The sequence below is a fragment of the Agromyces sp. S2-1-8 genome (genome assembly GCF_021129215.1).
GTDB classification, from domain to species: Bacteria; Actinomycetota; Actinomycetes; order Actinomycetales; family Microbacteriaceae; genus Agromyces; species Agromyces chromiiresistens.
In genome coordinates, this window is record NZ_JAJOLP010000001.1 from 3844711 (window position 1) to 3856299 (window position 11589).

Annotated in this window: 11 protein-coding genes; 2 read left to right on the forward strand and 9 right to left on the reverse strand. The window is 69.5% G+C overall.

The annotated features are described in order from the left end of the window. Positions 1–3 precede the first annotated feature (3 nt). A complete protein-coding gene (nrdI, locus tag LR269_RS17485; RefSeq protein ID WP_231432030.1) occupies positions 4–420 on the reverse strand; it encodes a class Ib ribonucleoside-diphosphate reductase assembly flavoprotein NrdI in 417 nt (138 codons plus the stop codon). 52 nt (positions 421–472) lie between these two features. Further along, positions 473–706, reverse strand: coding sequence for a glutaredoxin-like protein NrdH (gene nrdH, locus LR269_RS17490; protein ID WP_231432031.1), 234 nt, complete (start codon positions 704–706; stop codon positions 473–475). Positions 707–1278: 572 nt separating this feature from the next. On the opposite strand from nrdH, the gene LR269_RS17495 reads away from it, so the two are divergent. Further along, positions 1279–2085 carry an alpha/beta fold hydrolase gene (locus LR269_RS17495; RefSeq protein WP_231432032.1) on the forward strand — a complete coding sequence of 269 codons (807 nt, stop codon included), beginning with the start codon at positions 1279–1281 and terminating at the stop codon, positions 2083–2085. Between the two features lie 55 nt (positions 2086–2140). Here the strand turns inward: LR269_RS17495 and LR269_RS17500 are convergent, their stop codons facing one another. Then, positions 2141–2725 (reverse strand): HhH-GPD-type base excision DNA repair protein, encoded by a 585-nt coding sequence (locus LR269_RS17500; RefSeq protein WP_231432033.1) that lies wholly within the window; start codon positions 2723–2725, stop codon positions 2141–2143. Between the two features lie 155 nt (positions 2726–2880). Here LR269_RS17500 and LR269_RS17505 point away from each other — a divergent pair, with 155 nt between their 5' ends. Then, complete coding sequence (locus LR269_RS17505) at positions 2881–3273, forward strand: glyoxalase superfamily protein (RefSeq protein ID WP_231432391.1); 393 nt, start codon at positions 2881–2883, stop codon at positions 3271–3273. A gap of 107 nt (positions 3274–3380) precedes the next feature. On the opposite strand, the gene LR269_RS17510 is transcribed toward LR269_RS17505, so the two are convergent. From LR269_RS17510 to LR269_RS17535, 6 genes are all read right to left on the reverse strand, one after another. Beyond that, positions 3381–4502: a sugar-binding protein gene (locus LR269_RS17510; protein WP_231432034.1), complete on the reverse strand. Its 1122-nt coding sequence runs from the start codon at positions 4500–4502 to the stop codon at positions 3381–3383. Positions 4503–4614: 112 nt separating this feature from the next. Then, complete coding sequence (gene mmsB / locus LR269_RS17515; RefSeq protein ID WP_231432035.1) at positions 4615–5967, reverse strand: multiple monosaccharide ABC transporter permease; 1353 nt, start codon at positions 5965–5967, stop codon at positions 4615–4617. After that, positions 5964–7508 (reverse strand): multiple monosaccharide ABC transporter ATP-binding protein, encoded by a 1545-nt coding sequence (gene mmsA / locus LR269_RS17520; protein WP_231432036.1) that lies wholly within the window; start codon positions 7506–7508, stop codon positions 5964–5966. The genes mmsB and mmsA overlap by 4 nt, the downstream gene beginning before the upstream one ends. 152 nt (positions 7509–7660) lie before the next feature. Next, positions 7661–8734, reverse strand: a complete 1074-nt coding sequence (locus LR269_RS17525) for a LacI family DNA-binding transcriptional regulator (RefSeq protein ID WP_231432037.1) — start codon at positions 8732–8734, stop codon at positions 7661–7663. Between the two features lie 206 nt (positions 8735–8940). Next, complete coding sequence (locus LR269_RS17530; RefSeq protein WP_231432038.1) at positions 8941–10365, reverse strand: MFS transporter; 1425 nt, start codon at positions 10363–10365, stop codon at positions 8941–8943. 93 nt (positions 10366–10458) lie between these two features. Beyond that, the gene (locus tag LR269_RS17535; protein ID WP_231432039.1) at positions 10459–11484 is read right to left on the reverse strand and encodes a LacI family DNA-binding transcriptional regulator; all 1026 of its coding nucleotides are present in this window, start codon (positions 11482–11484) and stop codon (positions 10459–10461) included. Positions 11485–11589 lie beyond the last annotated feature (105 nt).

Below are 11589 nucleotides of genomic sequence, written 5' to 3' on the forward strand. Positions count from 1 at the left end.
GCGCTACGCCGTCTGCTGCAGTTGACTTGACCAAAATGCGTCCAATCCATCGTCGACGGCGCGAACGTCGTCAGGGGTTCCGAATACTTCGAAGCGGTAGAGGTGCGGCACCTTGCACTTCGCGGCGATGATGTCGCCGGCGAGGCAGTAGGCCGACCCGAAATTGGTGTTGCCGGCGCTGATCACGCCGCGGATGAGCGCGCGATTGCGCTCGTCGTTGAGGAACTTGATGACCTGCTTCGGCACGGCGCCCTTGCCGTCGCCTCCGCCGTAGGTCGGGACGACGAGCACGAACGGCTCGTCGGCGTGCAGTGCCTCGTCGCGGGCGTGCAGCGGAATGCGCTCGGCCGGGCGGCCGAGCTTCTCGATGAAGCGCTTCGTGTTGCCCGAGACGCTCGAGAAGTAGACCAGGTTCGTCATGATCGTCTCCCTTCGCGGTTCCGGTTCACTCCCCCGAGCTCACCGGACGCGACTAGGCGAGACGGGCGGCGAGCTCGTCGATCTTGTCGGGGCGGAAGCCCGACCAGTGGTCTTCGTCGGTGATGACGACCGGGGCCTGCAGGTAGCCGAGCTCCTTGACCTGCGCGAGCGCGCTCTCGTCGACAGAAAGGTCGAGCACTTCGTACTCGATGCCCTTGCTGTCGAGGGCGCGATACGTCGCGTTGCACTGGACGCAAGAAGGCTTGGTGTAGACCGTGACCGTCATTGTTTTCCCCTCGTTCTCGGGCCCTGGAGGAGCCCGTCCCCCGTGTTGCTATTTGGTACTTCAATACTACATCTAGTGTCTGCCGAACTGAACCGCCACAACATGCTGTAGTTACATTCGTGTAGTTATCCACGGGGTTTTCCACCGGTTGTGAACAACGGAAGTCGCGATGATCGGCCTGTTTCCGGGCTTCGGCGCGAGGTTCTCCACAGCTGTGCCGAATCGAGATTTCTCGACTGTGGATGAATCCCCGGCGTGTCGCGCTGCACGACACTTTGGGGCCTTTCGGCACCGATACCCCTACATATGGTGTTGTGCCTCCACCATGCCACCGACCACCGACATCGGGCCGGCGACGCGCGCGCGTCTCGAGCCCGACTCATGAATTCCGTCGACCGGCGTCATGATCCGGCCGCGGGCGCATCTCTTCAGTAGGGACGGTACCCGGCGTCCCCCCAAGCGACGAGCCGGGTACCGTCCCGCCTTCATCGCCCGCGTCGGCGCATCGTCGCCGCGACCGGTGGAGTCGACCGGCCCCGCGGCGTAGCCTGTGCGCGAGCATGGGAGGCCGCATGACCGAGTTCGTGACCTCAGCCGACGGCACGCGCATCGCCTACGACCGAGCAGGCTACGGGCCGCCCGTGATCCTCGTCGGCGGAGCGATGCAGTATCGCGCATTCGACCCGACGACGGTCGCAATGGCCGCGGCCCTCGCCGCCCACGGCTTCGACGTCGTGAACTTCGACCGGCGCGGGCGCGGTGAGAGTCCCGCCGCTCCCCCGATCACCCTCGCCCAGACCGTCGACGACCTGCGGGCGATCACCGACGAACTGCGACGCGATGCCATCGCCGACGACGTCGCACTGTTCGGCAACTCCTCCGGCGGCGCGATCGCGTTGGCCGCGGCCGCGGCCGCGGCGGGCCTGCCCGTCTCGAAGCTCGTGCTGTTCGAGGTGCCGCTCGACGAGGAGCTCGGCGGTCAGGGCGACGAGTTCCTCGCGGGCCTCCGCGAGCGGATCGCGGCCGGCGACCCCGCCGCCGTCATCGAGCACTACATGGCGGACATGCCGCCCGAATGGCTTGCCGGCGCGAAGCAGAGCCCCGCATGGCCGCTCATGCTCGAGCTCGGTCCGAGCCTCGAACCCGACGCCGAGTCGCTCGCCTGGAGCCAGTCGGCACCGCGCGCCGAACTGTGGCGGGGCGTCACCGCGCCCACGCTCGCCCTCGTCGGCGAGGAGACCCTGCCGATCATGACCGCCGCTGCCGCCTCGATCGTCGCGTCGATGCCGAACGCCGAGTCGCGCAGCATGCCCGCCGTGAACCACGCGTGGGAGCCGTCGACGATGGCGCTCGCGATCGCCGGGTTCCTCGTCGGCTGACCCGCATCGCGGATGCCTCGGGGCCGGCCCCGAGGCATCCGCCGTGTTCGATGGTTCAGGCCCTGGCGGCCTTCGCCGCCGCCTTCATCGCCTGCTTGTGGGCGCGCACCTTCGCCAGCGACTCGGGGCTCACGATGTCGGCGACCGACGAGAACGAGCCCTCGTCGCCGTAGGCGCCCGCCGCCTCGCGCCAGCCCGGCGCCTCGAGGCCGCACTGCTTGCCGAGGAGGGCCAGGAAGATCTTCGCCTTCTGCTCGCCGAAGCCCGGCAGCGCCTTCAGGCGCTTCAGCACCTCGGCGCCCGACGGGTCGCCCTGCGTCCAGACGGCGGCGGCGTCGCCGCCCCACTCGTCGCGCACCGCGGCGGCGAGCGCCTGCACCCGCCCGGCCATCGAGCCGGGGTACCGGTGCACCGCGGGAGTCTGCCGGAACACCTCGACGAGCGCATCGGGGTCGGTCGCGGCGATCGCCGCGGGCTCGATCGTGCCGAGCCGCTCGCGGATCTTGGCCGGGCCCGAGAACGCCGTCTCCATCGCGACCTGCTGGTCGAGCAGCATGCCCGTGAGCAGCGCGAACGCGTCGGTCGAGAGCAGTTCGTCGGCGGCCGGGTCGTCGGTGATGTGCAGAGCCATGCGATCCATCCTCGCACCGGGGGCCACGAGCGGCCACCGGGATGCGGATGTCGGCGCCCGGTGCTGGAATGGGGGTCGAGCCCGCAGCCCGCGTCGCGAGACCCGAGATCCTTCAACGATTCAGCATCACCGACGATCAACGGAGAAGAGCCATGGCCATCGAGATGGACGTCAAGATCGAACTCATCCACGTGCCCGTCACCGACGTCGACCGCGCGAAGGCGTTCTACGCCGACCGGTGCGGCTTCAACGTCGACTACGACCAGCGCGTGAGCGAGACCCTGCGCTTCGTGCAGATCACCCCACCCGGTTCGGCGTGCTCGATCGCCATCGGCGAGGGCATGGGCGCGACGATCGAGCCCGGCAGGCTCGACGTGATCCAGGCGGTGATCCCCGACGCCGACGCCGCCCTCGCCCAGCTGCGCGCCGCCGGCGTCGACGCGCAGGGCGTCGACGAGCAGCCGTGGGGCCGGTTCGTCACGTTCGCCGACCCCGACGGCAACAAGTGGACGCTGCAGCAGCTGCCCGAGTGGTCGCAGCAGGCGCGGGCCGAGTGACCCCGGCGCGGCCGGGTCGCCGCCGACGGCCCGCCGCCCGCGCATGACGACGGCCCCCGCTCCCGAAGGAGCGAGGGCCGCCGTCAGTGCGTCGTCGTCCGGAGCGGTCAGCCCGCCTGGTTGACGATGTCGAGGAGGTTCGGGTTGTTGGCGTACGCCTCGGCCGCGTTCTCCTTGGTCACGATGACCGGGTCGAGCAGGTACGCGGGAACGACCTTCACGCCGTTGTCGTACTGCTCGGTGTCGTTGACGTCGACCTCTTCGCCGGCCTGGAGCTGCTTGATCATGTTGATCGTCTGCTCCACGAGGAGGGTCGTGTCCTTGTTGATGGTCGAGTACTGCTCACCGGCCATGATCGACTTCACCGACTCGACCTCGGAGTCCTGACCGGTGACGGTCACCTTCGAGACGTCCTTGCCGGCCTGCTTGATCGAGGTGAGGATCGCGCGGGCGAGGTTGTCGTTCGGCGAGAGCACGCCGTCGATGTTCGCCGACGCGTAGTTCGCCGCGAGCAGCGAGTCCATGCGGCTCTGCGCGTTCTCGGCCTCCCAGCCCTGCGTCGCGGTCTGCGCGATGTCGGTCTGGCCCGAGGTCACCACGAGGGTGCCGTCGTCGATCTTCGGCTGCAGCACCTCCATCGCGCCGTTGAAGAACACGGCCGAGTTCGCGTCGTCGGGCGAGCCGCTGAAGAGCTCGATGTTGTACGGCGCCTCGTGGCCCGAACGTGCGGCGAGACCGTCGAGCAGGGCCTGGCCCTGCAGCTGGCCGACCTTGAAGTTGTCGAACGCGACGTAGTAGTCGACGTTCGGCGTGTTCTCGATGAGCCGGTCGTAGGCGATGATCTTGACGCCCGCGTCGGCGGCCTGCTGCAGCTGCGTGCCGAGCTGCTTGCCGTCCTTCGCGCCGATGACGATGACCTTCGCGCCGTTGGTGACCATGGCCGAGATCTGGTTCTGCTGCTCGGCGACGGTGTTCGAGGCCGGGGCGTACTGCACGTCGCCCTTGAAGCCGGCCTCCTTCAGGCCGTCCTCGAAGAGGCCGCCCGCGAGCACCCAGTTCTCACTGGTCTTGTCGGGCAGGGCCACGCCGATGGTCGAGTCGGCGGCGAAACCGGCCGAGGTGGTCTCGTCGCCGCCGCCCGACGAACCGCCGCGGTCGCCGGAGCAACCCGTCAGCGCGAGGGCTGCGATCGCGGCCACGGCGGTGGCTGCGAGAGTGAGCTTCTTCATTGATCAATCACTTTCTGGTTGGGATATTCGGACTTCTCTTGGAGGGGAAGGTCTCTGGGGCGGGCGAGGGTGCCCGTGGATGCCTCGGCGCGGCGCCGAGGCATCCGTTTCGTCACCGCGGCAGGTCGGCCGGCTGGGACGACTCGTTCGACACGTTGGTGGGGGCGACCGCAGGGGGTTCGGTGGGACCCTGCGACTCGAGCCTCGCCTTGCGGCGGTTCGACCAGATGCCGAAGATCGAGGCACCGCCCTGGCGCTTCGACCAGACGTCGACCGCGACCGCCAGCAGCAGCACGAGGCCCTTGATGATCTGCACGACGTCGGCGCCGGCGCCGATGAGCTGCAGGCCGTTGTTGAGGAAGGCCATGACGAGGCCACCGACGATCGACCCGATCACGGTGCCGATGCCGCCCGAGACCGCCGCGCCGCCGATGAACACGGCCGCGATCGCGTCGAGCTCCCAGCCGTTGCCGTCCTGCGGACCGGAGGCGGTCGAGCGGGCGACGAAGATCATGCCCGCGAGGGCGGCGAGCACCGACATGTTCATCATGACGAAGAAGTCGACTCTGCGGTCCTTCACGCCCGAGAGGGTCGCCGCGAGGCGGTTGCCGCCGACTGCGTAGATGTGGCGGCCGAAGATCGTGTTGTTCGTGATGAACGAGTACACGATCACGAGGACGACGAGGATGATGCCCGAGATCGGGAAGCTCGTGCCGGGGCGACCGGTCGCGAACAGCCACGCGGCCCAGAGGATGACGCCCGCGAGCACGACGACCTTGACGACGCTCACCCAGACGGGCGCCATCTCGGAGCCCAGCTTCTTCTGCGTACGGCGCAGGTGGATCTCGTTCCAGACGATCCAGGCGGCGCCCGCGAGGCCGAGCAGCATCGTGAGCACGTTGAAGTCGAGCGGCACCGAGAGCTCGGGCAGGTAGCCGGCGCCGATGAAGCTGAACTCCTGCGGCACCGGCGTCGTCGTCGACTGGCCGATGAACTGGTTGCCGCCTCGGAACACGAGCATGCCCGCCAATGTCACGATGAACGCCGGTACCCCGACGAACGCGACCCAGAAGCCCTGCCACGCACCGATCGCGATGCCGACGGCGAGGCCGAGCAGGATGGCGAGCGGCCACGGCATGTTCCATTCGGCCATCGCCTTCGCCACGACGATGCCGGTGAACGCCGCGACCGAGCCGACCGACAGGTCGATGTGGCCCATGATGATGACCATCACCATGCCGATCGACAGGATCAGGATGTAGGAGTACTGGTTGACGACGTTGATCAGGTTCGTCGGCGAGAGCGTCAGCCCGTCGGTCCAGATCTGGAAGATCAGGATGATGACGATCAGGCTGCCGAGGATGCCGAACTGGCGCAGGCTCGACTGGCCGCCTCCGAAGACCTTCCGGATGTCGGAGAGGCCGCCCTTCTTCTGGGGGCTCGCAGGGGTGCTCGCGGTGCTCATGCGTTCGCCTTCTTCTTGGCCGAGGTCATGCTGCGCATGAGCGCCTCGGGGTTCGCCTCTGATGCGGGGATGTTGTCGGTGATCTGGCCTTCGAAGACCGTGTAGATGCGGTCGGCTATGCCGAGCAGTTCGGGCAGCTCGCTCGAGATGAGGATGACGCCCTTGCCCTGCGCCGCGAGCGCCTGGATGATCGTGTAGATCTCGTACTTGGCGCCGACGTCGATGCCGCGGGTCGGCTCGTCGAGGATGAGCAGGTCGGGGTCGGTGAACATCCACTTCGCCAGCACGACCTTCTGCTGGTTGCCGCCCGAGAGCTTCGAGACGCCGACGTCGACGCTCGGGGTCTTGATGCGCAGCTGCTTGCGGTACTCCTCCGCGATGCCGAACTCCTGCGAGTCGTCGACGACGCCGCGCTTCGAGATTTTGGAGAGCTTCGCCGCGACGATCGACCGCTTGATCGTGTCGAGCAGGTTGAGGCCGAGCTGCTTGCGGTCCTCACTCACGTAGGCCAGGCCGTGCTCGATCGCCGACTCGACGTCCTTCAGGACGATCTCCTTGCCGTCCTTCACGATCGTGCCGGCGAGGTAGTTGCCGTACGAGCGGCCGAAGATGCTCATCGCGAGCTCGGTCCGGCCGGCGCCCATGAGGCCCGCGAGGCCGACGATCTCGCCGCGGCGCACGTTGAAGCTCGAGCCCTTCGCGACGAGGCGCTCGGGCACCTGCGGGTGCTGGATCGTCCAGTCCTTCACCTCGAAGAACACGTCGCCGATGTGCGGGGTGCGGTCGGGGAACCGGCTCTCGAGGGAGCGGCCGACCATGCCGCGGATGATGCGGTCCTCATCGACGCCGCCGGCCTTCACGTCGAGGGTCTCGATCGTGTGGCCGTCTCGGATGATCGTGATCTCGTCGGCGATCTCCTCGATCTCGTTGAGCTTGTGGGAGATCATGATCGAGGTGATCCCCTTGCCCTTGAGGCCGCGGATCAGGTCGAGCAGGTGCTCGGAGTCGTCCTCGTTGAGCGCCGCCGTCGGCTCGTCGAGGATGAGCAGCTTCACGTCCTTCGCGAGCGCCTTCGCGATCTCGACGAGCTGCTGCTTGCCGACGCCGAGGTGCTTGATCTGGGTGTCGGGGTCCTCCTCGAGGCCGACGCGGGCGAGCAGGTCGAGGGCGCGGATCTTGGCCTCGGCCCAGTCGATGCGGCCGCGCTTGGCGATCTCGTTGCCGAGGAAGATGTTCTCGGTGATCGACAGCTCGGGGATGAGCGCGAGCTCCTGGTGGATGATCGCGATGCCGGCCGCCTCGCTGGCGCGGATGTCCTTGAACTGCACCTCCTCGCCGCGGAAGTAGATCTCGCCCGTGTAGGTGCCGTGCGGGTAGACGCCTGAGAGCACCTTCATGAGCGTCGACTTGCCGGCGCCGTTCTCGCCGCAGATCGCGTGGATCTCGGCCGGCATCACGGTGAGGGTGACCTCGGAGAGCGCCTTGACGCCGGGGAATTCCTTCGTGATGGAGCGCATCTCGAGGATCGGCTGCGCGCTCATCGGCGGCCTGCCGGTGCTGCGGTCATCGTCGACGGGTTCATCACGACCTCTGTGTCAGGATCCAGGACTCGATGTGACGCGTGTGACCGTTCACATCGGAACCAATGGTGCATCCGAGATCGGCCGGTGTCAAGCGGGGCCCCGGACGGGGGTCAGACCCGCGACCGTCGGCCCGGTGCGCCCCCCGTGGCGTCCCCCGCCGCGCGGACGACGGGCGCCTCGGCCGTCGAGCCCCGGACGACGAGCCGGGGCACGACCTGCTCGACCTCGAGCACCCGCTCGCCGTGCACCTGGTTCAGGAGCAGCGCCACCGCGCGCCGGCCGGTCTCGCGGTAGTCCTGGTAGACCGTGGTCAGCGGCGGCCACACGTGCTGCGCGACCGGGATGTCGTCGAACCCGACGACGCTGATGTCGCCCGGCACGTCGAGGCCCATGTCGCGCACGGCATGCATGAAGCCGATCGCCATCTGGTCGTTGGCCGCGAACACCGCGGTGAAGTCGCGATGCCGCAGCAGCTCGCGCCCCGCGAAGTAGCCGAAGTCCGCGCTCCAGTCGCCGAGGATCGGCGGGCGCAGGTCGAGGTCGGCGTCGCCGATGGCGTCGAGGAACCCGCGCATCCGCGCCTCGGCCTCGATCCAGTCCTGCGGGCCCGCGAGGTGCACGATCTGGCGGTGGCCGAGGTTGATCAGGTGCTGCGTCGCGCGACGGGCGCCGGTGACCTGGTCGACCGACAGCGCGAGGTGGTCGCTGCGCCCCGTGGACTGCAGGCTCACGAACGGCACGCCCACCGGCGAGGCGGCCAGCACCTCGAAGACGCGCACCTGCGGCGCGATCACGACGAGCCCCTCGATCGCCTGCAGCATCAGGTGCTCGAGCGCGTCGGCGATGCCCTCGGCGGACTGGTCGGCGATGTTCGCGGTGTTGACGTAGTAGCCGTGCTCGCGCGCCGCGTCCTCGATCGCGGCGATGCTCGTCGCCGGGCCGTACTCGGTGCTCGTCGAGGCGAGCACGCCGATCGTGTGCGAGCGGCTCGTGACGAGCGCGCGGGCCGCCCGATTCGGCCGGTACTGCAGCGTCTCCATCGCGGCGAGCACGCGCTCGCGGGTCTCGGGCCGGATGCTCGGGTGATCGTTCAGCACCCGCGAGACCGTCTGGTGCGAGACCTCGGCCAGGCGCGCGACATCGCGGATGCTGGGCGCCCGCCCCTTGGGTGTCTCAGGATTCACTGCCAGACCGTTCTGGAACCGATGTGCACGGTCACATCGAAGCTGGTTCCATTATGCACACCCGGCCGCGTCGCGGACAGGCGAATCATGTGACAGTCACATGGCGGGGTCGAATCGTATCGACTTCCGGTGGTCGTCGCGCCGCGGCATCCTCGTCGCCGGGGTCGCGCTCTCACGGCCCCGTGGCACCCGGGGCAGGAGGACGCTTACGAGGCCCCGGATGCCTCGGGTCGGACCCTCGGCGCGAGCAGCAGCGCGACGACGGCGATGACGAGCGTGACGGCGAAGTCGGCCGAGAAGCCGCCGACGACGACCGCGCTCGAGACGAGCGCGGTGACCGCGAGCGCGACCGACGCGCCGAGCGATTCGGCGATCGAGAGGGCCGCGCTGTTGAAGCCCTGCTCCGACACCTTCGACATGCCGAGCACCGAGACCGAGTGACGCGGGTACATGAAGCCCATCGCGCCGCCCGCGAGCGTCCACGCGACGAAGGCGACCGCGGGCGGCAGGTGGAACGCGGCCACGGCGAGCACGACGGCGAGCGCCACCACGAGCAGGCCCGAGCCGATCAGGACGGCCCGGGCGTTCGAGACGCGGTCGCCGAGGCGGCCCTGCAGCCACGAGGCGGCGGCCCAGCTGATGCCGGCACCGGTGAGCACGGCTCCGGCCGCGCTCGCACTGAACTCGTAGTCCTCCATCAGCAGGTAGGGCAGGTAGATCTCGCTGCCGAAGAACGCACCGGCGACGACGAAGCGCGACAGCACGGTCGCGGGAAGCCCGCGAGCGGCGCGGACCGCGCCGGCCGGCAGCAGCGGCCGCACCGCCACGACGACGAGCACGATCGCGACGGCGGCGACGATCCAGCGCCACGGGTCGCTGAACTCCTTCGCGAGCGAGATCCCGAGGGCGCCGACCGCGGTGAGCACGGCCCAGCCCACGCGGCCGAGGCTCCACGACACCGACGGGTCGCCGGCGATCTCGCCGCGCACCCGGAGGATCGGCGGGAGGATCATGGCCGCCGCCGGGACGAGCAGGCCGATCACCCCGAGGAAGACCCAGTGCCAGCTCCAGGTCTCGGCGATCACGCCCGCGACCGCCGGCCCGACCATCGACGGGATGACCCACGCCGCCGCGAATCCGGCGAAGACGCGGGCGCGCAGCGCTTCGGGATACACCCGCGCGACGATGACGTAGAGCGGCACGATCACGGCGGCGCCCGACAGGCCGTGCACGAACCGGCCCACGATGAGCACGTTCATGTCGGTCGCGGTGCCCGCGATGACGAGTCCGACGACGAAGAGCCCCGCGGCCGTCACGAGCGACGGCAGCGGGCCCGAGCGGTCGGTCCAGTTGCCGGCGATGACCATGCCGATGATGCCCGCGGCGAGCGGCACCGCGAATGCGAGCGCGTAGAGCGCCTCGCCGTGCAGGTCGCTCGCGACGAGCGGCATGATCGTCGTGACCGCCATGGCCTCGAACGCCGCGAGGAAGATGAGTGCGAACATGCCGATCGACAGCCACCGGTACGGCGGGGACAGCGGGCTGCGGGCCTCGATCGGCGTGGCCGCCGGTGCGTCGATCTCCCCGTTCTCGCGGGTCGGCATCGGGGTCTCGGCGGTCGGATCACTCACCCGGTCGAGCCTACGACCTCAAGGGCACTTGAACTCAAGCCGCGGCGTGCCGACGCGCCGGGGACGGCACGCCCATGCCCGTGCGGCGGGCGGTCACCAGGTCGACGGCGCCCGGACCACGAGGCGCATCGGCAGCGACACGCGCTCGGGGGCGCGGGACCGATCGATCAGCCGCGTCATCGCGAGCCCGGCGGCTCGCCGGCCGAGGGCGTCGACATCCCCCGCGACCACCGTGATGCCGAGCACGCGAGCCCACTCGACGTCGTCGAATCCGACCAGCGTCGGGCGGGCGGCACGGTCGCGGGTGGCGAGTTCCTCGACCGCGCCGAGCAGGATGCGGTTGTTGCCGGCGACGATCGCCGTGGGCGGCTCGCGGAGTGCGAGCAGCTCGGCGGTCTGGGCGCGTGCCGATGCCACGTCGTGCGCGTCGGTGCGCAGCAGTGCGCGCCAGTGCGACGCCGCGCCCTCGTCGAGGACGTCGCCCATGCCGGCCAGGCGCTCGACGTGGGTGGGCAGCCAGCTGTAGTCGCCGATGAACGCGATCCGCCGATGGCCCGCCCCACGGAGGTGCTGTGCGGCGATCCGGCCGCCCGCCCGGTTGTCGAACACGACCGAGTCGGCGTCGAGGTGCTCTGCCGGGCGGTCGACGAACACGACCGGGATGCCGCGGGCCTGCAGGCGCGCGTACTCGGAGTGGTCGGGCATGGCGGACACGACGATCAGCGCCTTCGTCTTGCGATCGGCGAGATCCTGCACCGTCCGTCGTTCCTGCTCGGCCGACTCGCGCGAGTTCGCGACCGCGAGGTGGATCCCGTGCGGCCGCAGCTCGTCCTCGACGGCCTGCGCGAGTGCCGAGTAGAACGGGTTGCTGAAGTCGCCGGTGACCAGCCCGATCGAGTCGGCCAGGCGTCCGCTCGCGAGCAGGCTCGCCGCGGTGTTGCGCTGGTAGTCGAGCTCGCGCGCGGCCGCGAGCACCCGGGCGAGCGTCGCCTCGCTGACGTAGGACTCTCCCCCGAGGGCCCGCGACGCCGTCTTCAGGCTGACGCCGGCGCGCTCCGCGACCTGCGCGAGCGTCGCGCGAGCCGCGGGCGACGCGGGCGGCCCCGCTGGTGATTCCATGGCGCTCCTCGTGACCGATCGGTAGGCCCATTCTCCCGGTCCGGAGCGATCCGTCCACTCGTGGCACTCGGGTGCACCACGGTCTTCCGGACGGGACGGCAACCG

Coding starts and splice junctions, on each gene's coding strand:
- LR269_RS17500 (WP_231432033.1), bottom strand. CDS start 2,725: ATGGATCGCATGGCTCTGCACATCACCGACGACCCGGCCGCCGACGAA.
- LR269_RS17505 (WP_231432391.1), top strand. CDS start 2,881: ATGGACGTCAAGATCGAACTCATCCACGTGCCCGTCACCGACGTCGAC.
- nrdH (WP_231432031.1), bottom strand. CDS start 706: ATGACGGTCACGGTCTACACCAAGCCTTCTTGCGTCCAGTGCAACGCG.
- mmsA (WP_231432036.1), bottom strand. CDS start 7,508: ATGAGCGCGCAGCCGATCCTCGAGATGCGCTCCATCACGAAGGAATTC.
- mmsB (WP_231432035.1), bottom strand. CDS start 5,967: ATGAGCACCGCGAGCACCCCTGCGAGCCCCCAGAAGAAGGGCGGCCTC.
- LR269_RS17510 (WP_231432034.1), bottom strand. CDS start 4,502: ATGAAGAAGCTCACTCTCGCAGCCACCGCCGTGGCCGCGATCGCAGCC.
- nrdI (WP_231432030.1), bottom strand. CDS start 420: ATGACGAACCTGGTCTACTTCTCGAGCGTCTCGGGCAACACGAAGCGC.
- LR269_RS17535 (WP_231432039.1), bottom strand. CDS start 11,484: ATGGAATCACCAGCGGGGCCGCCCGCGTCGCCCGCGGCTCGCGCGACG.
- LR269_RS17495 (WP_231432032.1), top strand. CDS start 1,279: ATGACCGAGTTCGTGACCTCAGCCGACGGCACGCGCATCGCCTACGAC.